At 45.9% G+C, this 19,069-nt stretch carries 19 protein-coding genes; 10 read left to right on the plus strand and 9 right to left on the minus strand.

Annotation, left to right across the window (positions count from 1 at the left end; genetic code table 11):
* Positions 1-77: 77 nt before the first annotated feature.
* The 3 genes from GWC95_RS10305 to GWC95_RS10315 all read right to left on the minus strand — a co-directional run bounded on the left by GWC95_RS10305 (position 78) and on the right by GWC95_RS10315 (position 4,448).
* Positions 78-1,709 carry a tetratricopeptide repeat protein gene (locus GWC95_RS10305; RefSeq protein ID WP_161818618.1) on the minus strand — a complete coding sequence of 544 codons (1,632 nt, stop codon included), beginning with the start codon at positions 1,707-1,709 and terminating at the stop codon, positions 78-80.
* An 89-nt stretch (positions 1,710-1,798) separates the two neighbouring features.
* Complete coding sequence (gene nhaD, locus GWC95_RS10310) at positions 1,799-3,073, minus strand: sodium:proton antiporter NhaD (protein ID WP_161818619.1); 1,275 nt, start codon at positions 3,071-3,073, stop codon at positions 1,799-1,801.
* Between the two features lie 49 nt (positions 3,074-3,122).
* Positions 3,123-4,448 (minus strand): TIGR00341 family protein, encoded by a 1,326-nt coding sequence (locus GWC95_RS10315; protein WP_161818620.1) that lies wholly within the window; start codon positions 4,446-4,448, stop codon positions 3,123-3,125.
* Between the two features lie 241 nt (positions 4,449-4,689).
* On the opposite strand from GWC95_RS10315, the gene GWC95_RS10320 reads away from it, so the two are divergent.
* The 9 genes from GWC95_RS10320 (at position 4,690) to GWC95_RS10360 (ending at position 12,364) form a co-directional block, all read left to right on the plus strand.
* Positions 4,690-6,063, plus strand: coding sequence for a chloride channel protein (locus GWC95_RS10320; protein ID WP_161818621.1), 1,374 nt, complete (start codon positions 4,690-4,692; stop codon positions 6,061-6,063).
* A gap of 60 nt (positions 6,064-6,123) precedes the next feature.
* Positions 6,124-6,573: a DUF305 domain-containing protein gene (locus tag GWC95_RS10325; protein ID WP_161818622.1), complete on the plus strand. Its 450-nt coding sequence runs from the start codon at positions 6,124-6,126 to the stop codon at positions 6,571-6,573.
* 76 nt (positions 6,574-6,649) lie between these two features.
* A complete protein-coding gene (locus tag GWC95_RS10330) occupies positions 6,650-7,351 on the plus strand; it encodes a hypothetical protein (RefSeq protein WP_161818623.1) in 702 nt (233 codons plus the stop codon).
* Positions 7,352-7,480: 129 nt separating this feature from the next.
* Positions 7,481-7,849, plus strand: a complete 369-nt coding sequence (locus tag GWC95_RS10335; protein ID WP_161818624.1) for a VOC family protein — start codon at positions 7,481-7,483, stop codon at positions 7,847-7,849.
* Positions 7,850-8,202: 353 nt separating this feature from the next.
* Positions 8,203-10,419 carry a LamG-like jellyroll fold domain-containing protein gene (locus tag GWC95_RS10340; protein WP_161818625.1) on the plus strand — a complete coding sequence of 739 codons (2,217 nt, stop codon included), beginning with the start codon at positions 8,203-8,205 and terminating at the stop codon, positions 10,417-10,419.
* Between the two features lie 472 nt (positions 10,420-10,891).
* Complete coding sequence (locus GWC95_RS10345; RefSeq protein ID WP_161818626.1) at positions 10,892-11,299, plus strand: hypothetical protein; 408 nt, start codon at positions 10,892-10,894, stop codon at positions 11,297-11,299.
* 202 nt (positions 11,300-11,501) lie between these two features.
* Positions 11,502-11,789 carry a hypothetical protein gene (locus GWC95_RS10350; RefSeq protein ID WP_161818627.1) on the plus strand — a complete coding sequence of 96 codons (288 nt, stop codon included), beginning with the start codon at positions 11,502-11,504 and terminating at the stop codon, positions 11,787-11,789.
* Positions 11,790-11,814: 25 nt separating this feature from the next.
* On the plus strand, positions 11,815-12,123 hold the full coding sequence (locus GWC95_RS10355) for a hypothetical protein (protein ID WP_161818628.1): 309 nt from the start codon (positions 11,815-11,817) through the stop codon (positions 12,121-12,123).
* A gap of 1 nt (position 12,124) precedes the next feature.
* The gene (locus GWC95_RS10360; protein ID WP_161818629.1) at positions 12,125-12,364 is read left to right on the plus strand and encodes a hypothetical protein; all 240 of its coding nucleotides are present in this window, start codon (positions 12,125-12,127) and stop codon (positions 12,362-12,364) included.
* 419 nt (positions 12,365-12,783) lie between these two features.
* Here GWC95_RS10360 and GWC95_RS10365 read toward each other — a convergent pair whose 3' ends face one another.
* From GWC95_RS10365 to GWC95_RS10385, 5 genes are all read right to left on the minus strand, one after another.
* Positions 12,784-13,257: a hypothetical protein gene (locus GWC95_RS10365; RefSeq protein ID WP_161818630.1), complete on the minus strand. Its 474-nt coding sequence runs from the start codon at positions 13,255-13,257 to the stop codon at positions 12,784-12,786.
* A 314-nt stretch (positions 13,258-13,571) separates the two neighbouring features.
* Positions 13,572-14,099, minus strand: coding sequence for a hypothetical protein (locus GWC95_RS10370; RefSeq protein ID WP_161818631.1), 528 nt, complete (start codon positions 14,097-14,099; stop codon positions 13,572-13,574).
* 306 nt (positions 14,100-14,405) lie between these two features.
* Positions 14,406-14,909, minus strand: a complete 504-nt coding sequence (locus GWC95_RS10375) for a hypothetical protein (RefSeq protein WP_161818632.1) — start codon at positions 14,907-14,909, stop codon at positions 14,406-14,408.
* A gap of 369 nt (positions 14,910-15,278) precedes the next feature.
* Entirely contained in the window at positions 15,279-15,464 is a 186-nt protein-coding gene (locus GWC95_RS10380) for a hypothetical protein (RefSeq protein ID WP_161818633.1), read from the minus strand.
* Between the two features lie 379 nt (positions 15,465-15,843).
* The gene (locus GWC95_RS10385) at positions 15,844-16,560 is read right to left on the minus strand and encodes a YoaK family protein (RefSeq protein ID WP_161818634.1); all 717 of its coding nucleotides are present in this window, start codon (positions 16,558-16,560) and stop codon (positions 15,844-15,846) included.
* 360 nt (positions 16,561-16,920) lie between these two features.
* Here GWC95_RS10385 and GWC95_RS10390 point away from each other — a divergent pair, with 360 nt between their 5' ends.
* Positions 16,921-17,946: a lytic transglycosylase domain-containing protein gene (locus tag GWC95_RS10390; protein WP_161818635.1), complete on the plus strand. Its 1,026-nt coding sequence runs from the start codon at positions 16,921-16,923 to the stop codon at positions 17,944-17,946.
* Between the two features lie 115 nt (positions 17,947-18,061).
* Here GWC95_RS10390 and GWC95_RS10395 read toward each other — a convergent pair whose 3' ends face one another.
* Positions 18,062-19,066, minus strand: a complete 1,005-nt coding sequence (locus GWC95_RS10395; protein WP_161818636.1) for a PorP/SprF family type IX secretion system membrane protein — start codon at positions 19,064-19,066, stop codon at positions 18,062-18,064.
* Positions 19,067-19,069: the final 3 nt, after the last annotated feature.

Here is a 19,069-nt window from a genome sequence, read left to right on the forward strand (position 1 = left end):
TGGGTTTATCCGTTTTAAAAAAGTAAAATGCCGGGAGAAAAATCTCCCGGCGGCCATATAACCAGCAATGAGAGATCTTATTCCTTTGGCTTGTCTGCAGCTGTTCTGGAATCGATCATTTTTTCAAGGATGTCTTTGTATTTATCAGCATCATCGTTACCCGGATCCAGCTGTAAAATTTTATCGTAGTAAGCCAGTGCATCGTCGTATTTTTTCTCTGTATTTACTTTAAACGCAGCGATATATCCGTATGCCTGTATGAGCCATTTCTTATTGTTTGCATTTACGGTATCCTTCGAAGCAACGCGGATCAGGTCTTCATAATGTGGAACAGCAAGGCCTGTTTCCATAGCAGTATCCATTGCCGCATTCGATCTTGCACGCCAGTAGTACCCAAAAGTCTGTTCGGGATATTTGGTTGCATAGATGCCGAACACACTGTCTGCCGCAACATAATTCTGTGCGTTGTAATTGGCTACACCCCAGTTGAAAATGTCTACATTGCTCATTTCACCTGGAAGTGAACGCAGTTGCGCAAACCAGTACGCCTGTTTGTCGTACAGTTTTAATTTCTTATCGAAAGCTATGATCTTCCTTACGATATCGGCTTTTTTCTTAGGATCGTTCTGCAACGCAAGTGCTTTTTCATACCATACCGTAACCAAAGAATCTTCTTTGTTGTTTTCGGCAACTTTTGCCATGAGTTCAAAATCGTCAGCCGTGTATAAACTGTCGTTTGTTTTTTCAAAATACAATTTGAGATTTTCGCCTGCATTACGGTTGTCTTTCAATGCATCATAGCTCAGTGCAAGCAATTTATAAATCCGCGGTTTGGTTTGGTCTGCTTCCGATGCGATGATCTTGTTTGCTTCCGAAACTGCCTCTGCATATTTTTTAGAAACAAAATACTGGTCGGTAAGCATGTAACTGTTCTTTATACCGGGATCTGACAATGCAATGTACTTCTGCAGGTTTTCCATGGAACGGTTAACGTCTCTCGAGAAGTAGTAGTAATAGAGCTGGTAATAAACCGGCCCGAAAGAAGCATCGGCTGCAATGGCCTTGTTATAATATTCCATAAACACATCCGGATTGTTCTGTGTCTGGTAGATCTTCCCAATTTTATAATATGGAATGGGGTTGGCCGGGGCAAGTGCAGCGGCTGCCTGGTAATTTCTGAATGCATCTGAACCGTTGTACAGTTTACGGTAGGCATCTCCCCTTGCAATAAAGATTGATGCGTTTTTCTTGTCTTTTTTTTGAGCCTCGTCGAGCAGTGCCATAGCGTAAGGCAGGTTTCCGTTTGGTGCATCGATCAATGCGTCTGCAATCGCGAGCTGGATCGCGGGATCCTTTTTCCTTGCCGTACCTATTGCGTCGTTAAAAAGAGTTGTTGATTGTATCGTATCACCTTGTTTCAGCAGCAGGATACCCTGGATCACTTTGCCGAGCGGTTGTGACCTGAGCGCTTCCGTCATAACGGGAAAAGGATTCGTTTTTGTGCCGGGCGCGGCAACCAGTTGTATTCTTGCCAGCCAATACAAAGCCTCCAGGTCTGCAGGATTCTTTGCCAGCACCTGCGAAAAGGTTTGTTCGGCTGCCAATGGTTTTTCGTATTGAAACTGCTTTACACCTTCAGCAGTGGTTTGCGTATAACCGCTTCCTGCGAGGAACAGCGCAATCAGTGCGGTGGTTATTTTGTTTTTCATGTGCCTGGTTTTTAGGATTAAACTTCTATTGAAAAAGTAAACCTATAACCGGGGCATTAACGGGTAGTAAACCTTAGATTAATATACGATTAGAAATGCAGGGAACGACCTAACATGTACACCAGCACGCCAGCCGCGAATCCAACCAGTGCCAGCCAGCTGATGCGTTTCAGGTACCATCCGAATCCGATGGGCTCGATACCCATTACCGCAACCCCTGCCGCCGAGCCTATGATGATGGCGCTTCCGCCCGTGCCGGTGGTAAGGGCCAGGAACTCCCAGAACATGTGATCAGTGGGGTATGTGTTCAGGTCGTACATGCCCTGCGCAGCCGCAACCAGCGGCACATTATCCACAATGGCTGAAAGCAAACCAAGCGTTATCCCGATCGCATAATCGTTGTGCAGTTGCCTGCTTAATATGCCCGAAAGTTGCGTTAACACACCGGCAGCCTGCAGTGCAGACACGGCAAGAAGTATTCCCAGGAAAAACAATATGCTGGACGTATCGATTTTTTCCAATGCCCTGGTAACGGTGAATCTTTCTGCCTGTTCAGATTCTTTTTGTTTGTGCAGCCTCGTGGTTACGATCCACATCAATCCCAACGCAAGCAACATGCCCATGAAAGGAGGCAGCCCGGTAAGCGATTTAAAAGCAGGAACGAACAGCAACAAGCCGATACCTGTAAACAGCATGATGCGGCCATCCTGTTTTTCTTCCTTCGTAATACCCGGTAAATTGTTATCCCCGATCGTTTTTCCCCTGAACCGGAAGGCCAATATCAATACCGGAACAATACATACCGCGACGCTTGGCAACAACAATTGTTTGATAATGTTCAATGCAGTGATCTGTCCACCGATCCACAACATGGTTGTTGTTACATCACCCAGTGGAGACCATGCGCCGCCGGCATTGGCGGCAATCACGATCATGCCTGCAAACCAGAGCCTGTCTTCTTTATCGCTCAACAACTTCGAACACAGCGACGTCATCACAATTGCCGTGGTAAGATTGTCGAGCAATGCCGAAAGAAAAAAAGTAATGCCCGTGATCAGGAACAGAAGGGTTGCTTTCTTTTTCGTGCGGATGCGTTGTGTGATGAAATCGAATCCGTTGTGCATATCGATCAATTCAACAACGGTCATGGCTCCGAGCAGGAAAAACAGGATCGAAGAAATTTCACCCAGGTGAGCCAGCAAGGCTTCATGCGCCCCATGCCCTGAACCGGCCTGTAAAACATATACGGCCCAGCATAGTACGCCGGTGATCAACGCGGAAGCCGCTTTGTTCAGCTTCAGGGAATGCTCGAACGCGATGGCGGCGTAACCGAGTATAAAAATAATGATGATCAGGGTTGCCATATTTGTGCGTATTGAAATGAATGTAAGATATACCGGGTTGTTCTCTTAACTACAATTGAACCTGCTGTTTTACAACAAGCGAAACGGGGCGCCCATCAAGACGTACCCTGAGCCAGCTTTCTATTTTTTTTTGCGCAGGCTTTGAGAGACCGGTGCTGGTGGTAAGCAAGACGAGAAAAGTGCGTTGGTCTGTTGAGTCGCTTGTGTGAATGACAGAGGGCTCTATGATCGCAGATTTTATCGAATTGTATTGCGTTTTTAGTTCTGCAAATAATTTTTCAGAAAGAGCCCTGTTGTTTTTTACACTATCCAGCTGGATCTGTAATGCCTGTTGATTTTTTTCTTTTTCTTCCAGCGCCTGCGTTAAAAGGGTCAGCTGCGCATCCTGCTTTACCCCCTGTGTTTCGGCCAGGTACGCAAATCCCTGTTTGATTTCAAGTTTGGCATTTTTGAGGTCATACTTCTGCAATTGCATTTCTATCATCCCTATTTCCAACGGCGAAATTTCCTTGCCGCCAAATACCAAAACGATGGATTTGTTTTTTGCATCAATTTTTTTACTCAACAGGTAGTCATTGGTAAAATGGGCTTCGGCCGTGATGAAACGTGCCGCCTCCTTTTCAAACCGGTTGCGCTGTACCATATCGTACCCGAAATAAACGCTGGGTAAGAGCGTAATGACAACAACGATCCATGTTATGCGCCGCGCCATTTTGCCGGTACTGCCTTCTTTGATCGGTGAATGTGGAAACTGGAGCAACCGTACGGTCAGCAAAGTTGCCAGTGCAATGAATACGGTATTGATCACAAACAGGTAAAACGATCCAAAGAAAAAACTAAACCGGAAGGTTGCCAGCCCATACCCCGCCGTACACAATGGTGGCATCAGCGCTGTTGCAATGGCAACCCCCGGAATGACATTGCCTTTCTGTTTGGTCGACGTTGCAATGATACCTGCCAGGCCACCAAACAACGCGATCAGTACATCATAAATGGTAGGCGATGTTCGCGCCAGTATCTCCGAGTGTGCGTCGTTTAAAGGGGAGATCAGGAAGAAAACAGTAGAAGTGACCAACGCCACGAGGGTGGCGACCAGGAAATTATAGATCGATTTACGAAGCAGGGGGATGTCGTTGATGCCAAGGCTTAACCCGATTCCCATGATGGGGCCCATCAGCGGAGAGATCAGCATCGCGCCGATGATCACAGCCGTTGAATTTACGTTCAATCCCAGTGAGGCCACAAAAATGGCGAAGATCAGGATCCATAAATTCGTTCCGCGAAACACAACCCCGCGTGAAATGGTTGCAACCACCGTTTCATACTCCTCTTTCTCATAATGAAGTGAAAATGTATCCAGCAACCTGTTTTTCATAAGTGATCCTCCCCTTTTAAAGTTATCCCTTATCTTCTACATAAAGCAAAAACCGGGAACTGCTTCCCGGTTTAAGTGTATGTCAAATCCTTGTATGAATAACAAACTTATAACCGGCGACTTAGCCCAAACTAAAATCCACATTAGTAATTGGTTAGAATAGGGTGTTGATGCACGATACGGACACATCCTTCGCTGTATCGGCCTAACTTTGCAGGATTGGCAGGTAAATTCAATCCAGATGGCCGCACCGCAGAACATTATCAGAGTTACCCTCAAACGATATTTCGATAAGATCAGGAATGAAAAGATCAAAAAGGTCATTTTACAGGCGCTCCCTTTCTGGCTCGCTTCGTTGCTTACCGGCGTAATAGCGGTACTCTATACCTGGCTTTTCCAGTTTGCGGAGAATGGCGCAGTATATCTTTACCGGCAGGCGCACTGGCACCTGTTTATACTCACACCCGCCTGCTTTCTTCTCTCGGTTTGGATGGTCAGGCAATTTTCTCCCTATGCAAAGGGAAGCGGTATTCCACAGGTTACTGCGGCCATTGAATTGTCTTCACCAAAGGGTAATCTGTTGGTAGATCAGTTGCTCAACCTGAGGATCATCGTTGTAAAAATCATCTCCAGCTGTATCATGGCGCTTGGCGGCGGGATCATCGGGCGCGAGGGCCCGACGATACAAATTGCCGGTTCCGTTTTCAGGAAAGTAAATCGCTGGCTGCCCGGGTGGTGGCCCAAAATATCCAAACGAAACATGATCATGACCGGGGCGGCGGCCGGTCTGGCAGCAGCGTTCAATACGCCGCTGGGCGGGATCGTTTTTGCGATGGAGGAACTGACCAAAACACACATCAGCTTTTACAAAACGGCCATTTTTTCTGCCGTAATCATTGCGGGGCTTACCGCGCAATCCATACTGGGCCCCTATTTATATCTGGGGTATCCCGATGTGAACCACCTCTCCTTCTCGGTATTTCTCGTGGTTATACTAGTGGCCATCGTGTGCGGCCTGTTTTCTTCCGTAATGTGCAAACTGATCCTACGGATCATCAAATGGAAAACCTCGCTGCAAAGCAACTGGAAGGTGATTCTTTATGTTACATGTTGCGGACTGTTTGTTGCCGGGATGGGCTATTTTACCGATCACCGCAGCCTCAATTCGGGAAAGGAACTAATGACAGAACTGCTTTTTACTTCCGATAAATACACACATTGGTATACGCCGCTGCTCAGGATGGCAGGTTCTGTATTCTCATTTACCACCGGCGCTGCCGGTGGTGTATTTGCACCGGCATTGAGCTCAGGTGCAACAATTGGTTCGGTATTTTCCGGCTGGCTTGAGTTATCAGGGCCCAATTCAAATATTGTGATGCTGGCGGGGATGGTTGCTTTCCTTACCGGTATTACACGCTCACCGTTCACTTCTGCCATATTGGTTCTTGAAATGACAGACGGGCATCACGTGATATTTCACCTGATGCTTGCGGCAATGGTCTCAAATCTCGTGGCCTATTTTATTGACCGCCATTCCTTTTATGATCACATTAAAGTACAGTACATAAAAGAGTTAGCACACCAGGAAGACCAGGCAATCAACTCCTCAAAATGATTTCACGGTGCTGGAACGGGTTTTGTGTTTAAAACCATAACCAGGTAAAACACAACAATCATGGAAAAAGGAAATTATAAAAAATTAGGATTGATGCTCGCCATCTCCTTTTGCATCATGTATGCCGTTATGTTTCTGAATGTGGACAGTATTGACCATATTTATTTTAGTTTGACGCGAACGTATATGTCTTTGCTGATGGTAACACCAATGGCCGTTCTGATGCTGATTATGATGCCAAAAATGTATATGGACAAAAAAGCAAACCGCGTGATCCTTTTTTCATCAGCAGCCGTTTTTATCGCATCGCTGTTTTGCCTGCGAACACAAACCTTTGTTTCCGACTCGCAATACATCAAAGCAATGATCCCGCACCATTCTTCAGCTATATTGACGAGCAAACATGCGGGCATTAAAGATCCCGGTGTAAAAGTTCTTTCAGAAAACATCATCGCATCGCAGGAAAAAGAGATTGCCGAAATGAAGAAAATGCTCCGGCAACCAAAATAAGATTGTTGGTCTCACAGGAAAAATACCTGCTGACTGTTTATGAGAGATCTCTGTTCATCCAATAAAAGATGTTCTTATGAAATCCTTGCCGATCATCTTCGCCTGTATGTTTGTGTTTTTGTATGCACAGGCACAGAACGCAGTACAAGATTCAACACCTTCTTTTGTTAATGGTGTTTCTGATCATGCTGCTTACAAACAACTGACGGAACACTTTTATGCGAATGAATACGGATCAGTGATCCAACTTGCCGATACTGTTTTGCAAAACAGCGACACCAGCTTACCGCCGGAGATATACCGTTACCTCGCATACAGCTACTACCAGGTGCGTAATACCACGCAGGCGTACCAGTGTATGGCCAGGTATTTAGATCTCCAGGATTCCGCACGGATCACCGGCTATGATATTTACCTGACCGCCCAATTTTCAGCCAGGCTTAAAAAAAAGGACAGCAGGGCGCTTGGTATTTTGCGTAAAGCATACGAGATGGACACCTGCCTGCAAAACAGGAAACTGTATGCAGCGGCTCTTGTCAATTATTACCTGCAAACCCGCAGCCAATACGCGCCTACCGTGTGGCGTGAGAAGCTATTGCCATTAAAGGAACTGGACAGAACGGAGATGTACCGCATCTCCCAGGCATGGTACAAATACAACCAGATGGGTAATGTGCGGGATATATTCGGGCAATTCACATCTGTATATCCTTATGCATTCAGAAGCTTGTATATGCATGGGGAGATTCTTCCTGAACCGGAACAACAGGTCGATTAATTTGGCGGGTACGATCTGGTTAAGCATTGGCATAACTTTAGGTTCAGGACCGAATGCCGGGTTTCAGCGATATGCAAATTTTGCTTATTTTGAATGGTATCTATCTTTGACAACCCTAAATTCCTTGTTATGGCACATGCAATCAATTGGTTTGAAATTCCGGCGTCAGATTTTGAACGTGCAAAAAAATTTTACGAAGCAGTTCTGGATATCCAGATGGTACTCCCCTTTCCGGGTATGAAGTATGCAATGTTCCCTGCCGATATGCAGAATGGCGAAATTGGCGGAGGACTTGTGGAGGAACAGGGATATGTGCCTTCCGGGAACGGTTCCCTGGTTTATTTGAACGGAGGTGACGATCTTTCTGTTCCACTGGCACGCGTAGAAGCGGCGGGCGGCAAAATATTCATGTCTAAAAAATCGCTCGGCCCCAACGGTTTCATGGCCATGTTTTATGATACAGAAGGAAACCGTGTTGCGTTTCACTCTATGAAATAGGGCGGCGAAGAAAAAGTGAAAGCGCCCAAGTTGAAAGACGTCGCTGGGTTCGCTGGAGAGGTTGCCCCCTCATCTAAAATCAATAGATCATTACGCTTCCCTCCGGCTTAGTATTGTTAAAAAAATGAAACTATTATAACTCCTTCCCAAAGCCGTTTTTTAATTATGCTCAAAACAACATTTGCATTTCTGACAGTCAACAACTAAATTAGTATCATTCTTTTTTTAAAGCTCTCCAGTGTAACCCCCGCCCCCCACCATTGGATAGTTTGGCTATGCTGTTTTGGTTTTACATGAACGTATTACGCTACCGTATATAGCAATCGTTTTTTTTAAAACCAAAATCCAATGTTATGAAAAAACCATTTTTACTTCGCAAGGCGTGGGTACTGCTTTTTGCCTTACTCGCGTTGTCGCACGCTGGCCTGCGGGCGCAGGTTTGTCTTACGTATGCGACCGACACGTCTACCATCGTACGGATCTCTCAAAACGGTGGAGTGATCGATGGCAAACGGATCATGTCTAGCAGCAGTTATGGCATTCAGCTGATATCGTGTTCAAACATGATCATCCGCAATTGTATCATCGGGCCCACTGCCTACATCGGGTTAAGCATGTGGAGCTGTACCAACATCACGATTGAGAACTGCATTTTTTTTGACAATCCTTCTTCCATCAAAGCGGAAGCTTCTTCAGGCATTAAAGTAAACGGCAACCAGTTTATGAACGCCCAAAACCCGCCGGCCGGGTACGGTTCGTTTGTTCAGTTCTCCGATAATTCAGGTTCGGGGGCGGAAATCAAAAACAATGTTGGAGAGAACATTGCCGGCAACAGTGTTGCCGAAGACATGATCAACATCATGAACTCGTATTTCTCCGCACTTAGTCCGTTGGTCATTTCCGGTAATAAATTAAGAGGCGGCACCAGTGTATCGGGCGGCGGGATCAATGTAGGCGACGATTACAATTCCGGTCTTCAGAACACGGGCAACGTGATTGTGACCAACAACAAGCTCGTTGATCCAGGGCAATATGGTATTGCGATCTCAGGAGGATCCAACATTACTTTCGATGGCAACCAGATCTACGCAAGGCACCAGATCTTCACAAATGTGGGAATTGGTATCTGGGATTTTTACGGCCGAAGCGGGTGCGCCAACAATACGGTGATCAACAACGACGTGAATTATACGGGCAACACGAGTTTCCTTTCCAACATTCCGTATTACAACCCTTTCTGGACCGATAATTCATGCGGAACAAATTACCCCAACCGCGCAACAGACAACAACCTTACCGCTTCGATCGATGAAACCATTTTACCGGAACGGTTGTTGTGTCCTTTCCCCGTCGCTTACCTGAAGTTCGAGAGCAACCTGAACGATTACTGCGGATCGGGATTGAATGCAACGGCCTATGGAACGGCCGCCGTTGTTTGCGACGATTACCGAAAAGCGGCCTGGTTCAACGGCACCTCGTCGGATGTGATGACGTTGCCAAAATCGCCCTGGTTAAAACCATCCACCCAGATGATCACCGTGTCTGCATGGATCAAACCCGATGCCGTAAGCAATATACAGGGATTCGTACGCTCACAGGATGCGGATGGATGGAGCGATGGCTGGCGATGTATTCTCAACAACAGTGATTTCAGGCCGTCGGTAATGACCGACAATGGCCGCGCGGAAGTGGTATGCGGCGGCATCACTGCAAACGCATGGAACCATGTTGTTTTTACCTACGACGGAAAAAAAATGAAAGGATATGTAAATGGCGTATTGATCGCAACCGACAATACACCGGGCAATATCATTTACACCGGTTCGGCCAACCTCGCCATCGGGGGATCTGAAGGCACAACCAATTTTGGTGGCAAGATCGCCGAAGTAAAAATCCTGTATGGCGCGATGAGCGATTCGGAAGTAGCGGCGGATTACAACAGTTCAAAAGACATGTTCGATGGCGCGGCGCTTGCTGCAGCATTGAACATACAGGCCGAGTACAACAACAATGGCCAATCCAAATTCCTCGCCGCTACCGATTTCATTCTCGCCAACCAAAGCGGGTACATATCCGGCACTTCAACAACAGGAAGTACTTACTTATGGCAGGTGCTGAGTGGAAGTCCCACCTATTTTTCCAGCATCGGGCCCACTGCATTTCTTTCTATCCCGGATGGCAATTCTGTTAACCTGCGTCTGACTGCCTATACCGGGGCATGTTCATGGGCATCATACCGCGATTATACGATCTATGCAAATATGTTCGAGCCATTCAGTATCAAATTACTGCCAGGCAAAAACGAGGTGCTTGTTTCCAAAGTTGCACAGGAAGGCAATATGTTCAACAACGGCAGCGGTTTACTGCCCGGCGGATTGAACAGATCGTTGTTCGATAAAGGCCCGTACACGGTACAGGTGATCAACCTGCTCGGACAGGTGATCAAAACCGGCACGCTTACAAACGGGCAGTTGACACTGAACATCAACCACGCCATAACGGGTGTATACATTGTACGCGTGATGCGTAAATCGCAGACGGTTTATACAACCAAGGTCTTTAAACCGTAACTTTTTTTATCTGCAGGAAGGTGATCATTTTTTTCTTTGTGGTGCCGTACCTGGTCAATAAAGCCCGGTCGCAGCAGCGCATCGCGGGAATAAATGATCACCTTTTCTTTTTGTTTGCATGGAGCCCCCGCGCACATATACGCCATTCACGAAAGCGGAGCATGCTCACATTTCACCAAACACTACGATAAACTAGCAGAACATGTATTTTTCGGACAGCCCGTTTTCCTATGTACCGCTCATTTTACACCGTAGATCATAAGAAGGGAGCATATGGAGAAAACAGCGATGTAATTTATGGACAACCTACAACCAATGTATTCAACTGTTTTCGTGAAAAAACAGACGACGGGTTATTGTCAAATGTAAGATTTCGACACAAGGGTCATCTTTATTCACCCAATCATACGTTTTGCTCCAAAAAGCTTTTGGTTGATCAAATAACTTTAAGATTCAACAAAAGATCATAACCATGAAAAAGTATTTATTCCTTAGCCTGGCATTCACTGCCGTTATCGCAACTGCGTCAAATGCGCAAACAGCGTCTGTTCCTTCACCAAACGGTGCAACCGCTACACCAGCGGCGCCGGCTCCTGCGCTCCCGAGCCTGCGGCAGATGCAGGAAAAGATCACACCACAGATGGTGGAGAAAACGGGTTTGACCGAAGCACAAGCGAACAAAGTGATCGAACTCAACTATGAAATGCGCATGGCCGCCGGTGCATTGAAAGATTTGCCGGAAGCCGACCGCTCCAAAAAGATTGCCGAATTGAAAGCGGCCAAAGAAAAAAAGATGAACGAGTTGCTGACAGGTGAGCAACAAAAAGCAGTGGCTGCATTTTATGCAGACATGGGCAAGAACGCGGCACCGAAAAACTAATTGTAAGACACTTTGAACTTTCTCCTCAAAAGCTGCCTCCGGGCAGCTTTTGTTGTTTATCAGATCTTTTGGCCTTCCACCCATCCGGAATACCATACTGCATACGGGAATATCTCCCCAAACGTTTGCATTTGTTAAAGCCATTAAATTTATTTTGAAAAGCTAATAATTTTAGTATTTTAGTGCTACAATTAATAGCAAGATGGAAGAAAACCAGCCCCTGGAAACGGTACACGAGCAATTCCTATTCGAGATGCACGTGGTATGCGCGGCTGATATCATTGGCTGTAGCGTGTTTGCAGCCGTGCAGAGGGATGGAACAAAATTCACCCGCGTCTTATACGGGCCGGCAGATGATGTGCGGGCCATTGATGTGGATTACTGGGAAGAGATCGGCTGGATCGACATGTGGTACGGTGAGCCGTCGCCATGGTCGGCAATGGTGGGCCCGGCACTGGATTACCATTTCGCGCTTAGAAAAAAGGCTTGAACAAACCAATTAAAAAACGACTGCTATGAATAACAATTCCTTGTCCCGATCATTATCCCTGAACTATATGCTGAACCAATACGCGACCTTAAAGACCTTAGCGATCATTGCAGAAGAATCGCCCAACCCGACAGGATACAAATGCACGCCCCGTGAACTGATCCTCCGCACAAATAACGATTGGGACCTGATCAATCGTGATATGCGCACGCTGGCCGGGGAAGAGCTGGTTGAAATTGTGCCAAGTGCGGCCACTCCCCTTTTTTCCATCACAGCCAAAGGCATGGAAAAGATTTTATCATTGGAGGGCAAGACAAACTTTAAAAACAGGTAACATGGACTTCTATCTCAACGGCCGCGAATACCACGGTAACATCGCGATGATCGACAATGGATCAGAAACACAGTATCATTTAAACCTGGGAAAAAACCTGGCGTTCACTGCGGTGATCAACGAAGATGGCCATTGGGAAACCGACAACAAAGAAGTGGATCCGGACCTGGTAGCAGCTGCCGGGGATTATATTGAGAATATGGAAGATTTACAGGACGTTCTGGCCATGCTTGCACTTTAGCTTTGAGCCACATAATTCCTAAGCGATCAGGTTTTGCCATAAATGAGCTACAATGATTCATCAAGTTACACGACAACTACCCGTGCTTTGTCAATAACACGGCGCAATACAAATCTCGATGAATTTCCTTCTCCGCAGGGTGTCCTTTAAAAATAAAACATTTTGATCGTTCCCCGCGGACGTCTCCCAACGGGGACTCCGCGGGCTGCGGCCGCCACAATTCATTTCAACAATCGGAAAGGTAAAAATAAAACTCACGCTCTCTCAAACGCAAAGCCAACGGCGCAGAACCCCGACCGCGGAGTCCCCGTTGGGAGACATCCGCGAAGAACGCTCTGTTTTATTCTGATTGTGAAGTACACCCTGCGGTGAAAGAAAAACCACCCCGTTTTGTCGGAGTGGTTGGTTGACTAATATTCTTATTCCAGCCTATTAGCATCAAACTGTTTCAAAACAGCTCTTCCGATCTTGGAATCGGGCCAGATATCGATTCTATAGTAATCATCGCCGTCATCTCCCACCACACTTCTCAAATTTGAAGAGTATATCCTAACTCTGTAACTACCGTTGGGCAGTTTAATTTCTAATTCAGAGTTTACGTTGGGACAATCTAATACTTGCATAACTCCTGAACTAATTTTAATACTGCCTTCGACAATATGGTCATATTTCGTATAATCATTTTTAGCCTCCTCGTTTTTTAATATGTTTACCTCTCCTTTAACATGACCATAGCAAGCAGTACCTATTCCTAGAATACCATCTTCAATTGCAAGCCTGTGATTGTGAGCTTCAGATGTCCAAAAGCTATCAGAATCAGTTTTTTTAGGTGATTCCTTATCGCTAAGATAAAATTGCTGATATGCGGTTTGAAAATCGAGTTTGTAATTCATGACATTATTAGAATTAAATGTCAACATTTTAAATAATTCTAGAAATATGATGTCCTTCTCCGCAGGGTGCCCTTTAAAAATAAAACATTTTGATCGTTCTCCGCGGACGTCTCCCAACGGGGACTCCGCGGGCGGCGGCCTCCATAATTCATTTCAACAATCGGAAAGGTAAAAATAAAACTCACGCTCTCTCAAACGCAAAGCCAACAGTGCAGAACCCCGACCGCGGAGTCCCCGTTGGGAGACATCTGCAAAGAACACTCTGTTTTATTCTGATTGTGAAGTACACCCTGCGGAAAAAGAAAGGATGGTTTCTAATTCTTTCGAAATACAGTTATGGTACTTATTTCTAAATTATTTGGAATGTTGGATATTCTTTTTACGCCGTTATAAAGTTTGGCATTATTACTAACGTCAAATACATAAACCATATTAGGAAATTGTATATCGTGAAAAACGAGTTCGCCATCTACTGAATTATTAAGTTTCAATGTGTCAATAAATGGCTTAACATCTTTAAAGAAACTTGTTACTGATATACCTTTTTTTGTCTTATATGAATTATCGTAAAAAGTTATCCGCGAAACTTGCATCTTATTTTCCCAGTTATTTTCGATTTTCACTACACGCTTTCCTCCGTTTAATAAATTATAAGATTGCCATTCAACACCCTCCGACTCCTCAGTTTCTTCTTTTACCGAAAATCTTTTAGAGATTGTCGAATCAAATAGGCAATCTCTAAAATTCATTCGAAAAATATTGTTAGAAAAATCTTCTATTACATTTATATCAGGAGTAGATTTTTCTACTTTAGCACTTCCCTGCTCGTAATTCTTCGACATATTAGAATGACAAGAAATTACAATAATGGACATAAAGAATAATAATAAGTAACGATTCATTTTCTATTAATTTTGCTGTTCTGTTTTTTCCTTCTCCGCAGGGTGTCATTTAAAAATAAAACATTTTGATCGTTCTCCGCGGTCGTCTCCCAACGGGGACTCCGCGGGCGGCGGCCTCCACAATTGATTTCAACAATCGGAAAGGTAAAAATAAAACTCACGCTCTCTCAAACGCAAAGCCAACGGTGCAGAGCGTTCTCCGCGGAGCCCCCGTTGGGAGACGTCCGCGGAGAACGCTTTGTTTTATTATGATTGTGAAGTATACCCTGCGGAGAAAGAATATATATCGATACTTTCAACTGGAAACAGCTGCTTAATTAATTTCACAATATCAATAATCCGCCTATCGTCTTTCTCTGGCTGTAAGCTAACTTCAAAAGGCATAGAAATTCCTATAAATTCCGTCGCATGGCTTTTGGATGAAGTAACGCCGATTCGGAAGCTTACTTTTGTATTTTTAACCTCGCTATCTTTTCCAGACCACAACATAAACGTACTGCCCAACTCAGGAAACTTATCATCCCACTCTTTCGTTATGAGTTCGGCGATATATCGTTCTTCAAAACGAACTTCCTTTGAAAGGGCTTGCTTTTTGGACTGCCCTTGTTCAAACCACGTTGAGAAAAGTTGAGCATCAATATCACGTAACGACTTCAAAAATTCTAAAACCTTAACAGGTAAACTCTCAGGCTTGGTATGACCCTTTTTCAAAAATACCCTTATACTTTTAACTTTGTTCTCGTTGCTCATGTATCTAAGATTTTATTTCAAAGTAAGTTCTATTCCGTCTCCGTACAGTGTCCTCTTCATCAAAAAAATCAACAAGACTGTTCCCGCAATTGTCTCCCAACGGGGACATTCATTCTCCGCAGGGTGTCCTTTAAAAATAAAACATTTTGATCGTTCTCCGCGGACGTCTCCCAACGGGGACTCCGCGGGCGGCGGCCTCCACAATTGATTTCAACAATCGGAAAGGTAAAAATAAAACTCACGCTCTCTCAAACGCAAAGCCAACGGTGCAGAACCCCGACCGTGGAGTCCCCGTTGGGACACGTCCGCGGAGAACGCTTTGTTTTATTCTGATTGTGAAGTATACCCTGCGGAGAAAGAATTTAGTTGCTATTCGTAGTTCAATCCCAACTGCTGGAGAATTGGATCAATATTTTCTTCTGTTAATTCAACATCTTTAAGAATTTGCATTATACTCTTTACATCTTTTCTTTCAACTGCAGCTTGATACTTATCCCAATTGGCGCTTACATACAATCTCTCGTTGACAGTCATTCCAGCATATTTCTTGTCCATAGATTAATTTTTCCTTGTCCGCAGGGTGTCCTTTAAAAATAAAACATTTTGATCGTTCTCCGCGGACGTCTCCCAACGGGGACTCCGCGGGCGGCGGCCGCCACAATTCATTTGAACAATCGGAAAGGTAAAAATAAAACTCACGCTCTCTCAAACGCAAAGCCAACGGCGCAGAACCCCGACCGCGGAGTCCCCGTTGGGAGACATCCGCGAAGAACGCTTTGTTTTATTTCTGATTGTGAAGTATACCCGCGGATAAAGAAAAACCATTGGTTGGGCCGTTTACAAAATGCACTTCAGCGCAAACAACCAGTAGGGCCTTTAATGCTCCGGATTTTGATCTCGGGGTTCTACATTGCGAGGCATTTACGGCGAACATTCAATTTTTTATTTGGGCACTCGTACGCTGCTTCCACCTGTCATAAACCAACCCTGCCACAAGCAGCATTGCAGCAACCAGCAGTGTATGCATCCGAAGTGATTTGAATAAAAACGCCGCGAAGATCCCTCCTCCAAAAAACAGTACCAGGATCTGCAGCCGCAGCCGGATGGAGGATCGCAGCCGTTGCTGTTCATCTTTGTGGCGGTAGAAAAACAATTGCGACAGTTCGATCCCGAGATCGGTAAAGAGGCCGGTGAGATGGGTGGTACGCACCATCGAGTTGGAAATACGAGTAACAAGTGCATTCTGCCAACCCATTGCGAGCAACAATACACATGCAACCAGGTCTGGCGCTTCGGATGTGGCAGCACCGCCAAAAAATCCGGCGAGCAGCAGCAGGGCCGTTTCTACCAGTACCGGCAGGTAATAAACAGTTTCGCCTTTTTTTCTCCGGATGCCCCGCTCGATGAAGAAGGAAGAACCAAGCGATCCCACAAAAAAAGAAAGGATATAGGCGAGAAACACCAGCGCCTCGCGCAACTCGCCGCGGAACAGATCGCTCATGAAATATGCAAAATGCCCGGTTATATTGGTGGTTAAACGCAGCAGGGCAAAGAAGCCTGTAATGTTTACCATACCGGCCACCACCGCAAGCAGTGATGCCACCTGCAGGTTGTGCGTCTGCGTGCGTTGGTCTCCGTGGTGCGTAAACATATGGTTATAAAGATAGCAAAGGTTGTAAATGGTGCAAGGCTTTACATTCGGGCCGGGGATTGCCGTTTATGACCACGTTACGCTGTAACAGGCCTGAGATTGGGAACAAACGTCCTCAATTCCATGCTGTACACCATAACCGGCCGCTTTAATCGAGGGTATTTTACCATTTTGTTTGGATTTTACTAAAGCCTTTATGGGCCGTTTGCAGCTATATACGTTATTTTTGCAGCCCTCGTAAAGGTTGGCAACTCAATGATCCCGGAACACCGGGCCGAATGCCTGACCACTGCAACCAATACATTCTGCTCTACCAGCAACTAACTGCAACCAGTGAATCAACTTAAAAATGGAGAGCCTATGAAATGGTTTAAACTCACTTTCTTTCTTGGCAACGTGATCGCGGCCAGCAGGTTTAGTTTGATCTATGTTGCCGTGATGGTTATCGGCATCACTACCATGTCTTTTACCGATACGGATCATGCCGCTTCCAGGTCGCCGTTTTCCAGTCTTTATACCGCACCGGCCCCGGGCAACACAGCAAAGTTCGGGGAGCTGAACCCGGAGGCAATGTCGTTCGTGCAGGAATACATGCGCAAACAGGGCCAGGAACTGGAGCGGATGAAGAAATGGGGCAAGCCGTATTTTGATCTCTACGATAAGATCCTCACCAGTTACGGCGTTCCCAAAGAAATGAAATACCTGAGCGTTATCGAAAGCCATCTTTCGCCACAACTGGTATCATGGGCGGGAGCCGTTGGTCCCTGGCAGATCATGCCCGATGAGGCAGCGCGTTTCGGTCTCAGTACAGGAGATTACGATGAGCGCACGGATGTTAAGAAAAGCACGAAAGTTGCTGCGCGATTGATGAAAGAACTTTATGGCATATTTGGCGACTGGTTATTGGTTGTAGCAGCATACAACGGCGGTGTTAACCGCGTGAAAGATGCGATCCGCGAATCGGGAAGCAAAAATTTCTGGAAACTCCAGTCTTATTTGCCCGAAGAATCGCGTAACCACGTTAAAAAATTCATTGGAACGCATTACATATTTGAAGGCAGCGGCGGATGGACGACGTTAACAGCCGAAGAGGCACAGGTGCACAAAGCATTTTTCAATGACGCCGGATCCGCACCGCTTTCCGGTGAAGAGATCGATCATTCAATATTGGTAGAAGTAGCAGGCCGCTACAGTGCAAAAGTGATCACAGATGCTTTGGGTATCGACATCGACAAATTCTATAAATGGAACCCGGGTTTTGAAAAAACACTCGACCAGGGCAAGACCTATTCCATGCGCCTGATGAAAGACAAGGCCGGGTTGTTTGTTTCGCAAAGAGCGGTATTGCTCAGCGCATCCATCAACAGCAAGGGCATCGCAAGCTGATGTTGTAAACAAGGATGAATCCAGATGGATGATGATGCATCAATCAAAAAATAAACGCCCGCTCTCCTTGGCCAGCGGGCGTTTATTTTGCCTGTTTGCATAAAGCTATTGCATATCAATAACGAACCACTCCCGTATTCTCCGTCTTCTTTTTGCCAAACAGGTATACGAACGAAAGTTCCATGCTTTGAACCGAGTTATAAGAATCGTTAAGCGACGAGGTCACAAAATCATACGACGCACCAACGAGCCAGTTCCTGCTTTCCAGCGCCACGTAGGGGTAATAGGCATCTCCAAAACGTTTCCACATGCCTACGTTCACACTCTCAACCGTATCATCGTGCGTTTTGATTTTATACACGGCACCCAGCGTTACTACTTTGTTTTTTCCCTGGATGTCGAGCAGCCCGCTGAGGTGTAGTTCGTTACCGTTTTTGGAATACAACTGTGTTCCCGCCTGCAAACTGTAACGTGTTTCCAGGCTGTAGTTGCTGTTTTTAAAAACGCCCTGCACGGGGCGTGATGCATGGAACAGGGCCGCACCAAAATGATAGCCCATCGCATCGCCGCGTTTGCTGTAGGTGATGCCTGTATTGAAATCTATGTAGTTTACCTTGTCAATCACCGGCATATCGTTGGATGGCGCGGAACGCTGGAACCCCATGCTTCCGAACTGCGATTGGTAATCGAACATATTCAGGTTAAGCAACCGGTTTGCGTAGGTGCCGGTGATGCCGATGCCAAGTTGCTCCCTGCCCTCTCCATCCAACGCGAGGTTGTAGGCAAGGTGCAGGCCTGCATAATTGTTTTTCAACAGGCCGCCATTGGATGCATCGCTCATAAATGAAAAACCGATACCGAGCGTGCTCTTCTGCATTTCTCCCGTACTGATTCCTTTTTCTATGGAAACGGTGGTTGTGTTGTAAGGCTCTGAATAAGCGCCCCACCACTGCGAGCGGAACATGCCCGCGGCGCGCCAATCGCTCACCCCCTTGCCCGTTAACGCTGGGTTGATGGTAAACGGCGATGCAAAGTATTGCGAAAAATGCGGATCCTGCGCCTGGGATGCGAAGCAAAGAAAACTGGCAGCGATCGTGATATAAACATGGATTCTTTTCATGGT

The organism is Sediminibacterium roseum, assembly GCF_009939005.1.
Taxonomy (GTDB): domain Bacteria; phylum Bacteroidota; class Bacteroidia; order Chitinophagales; family Chitinophagaceae; genus Sediminibacterium; species Sediminibacterium roseum.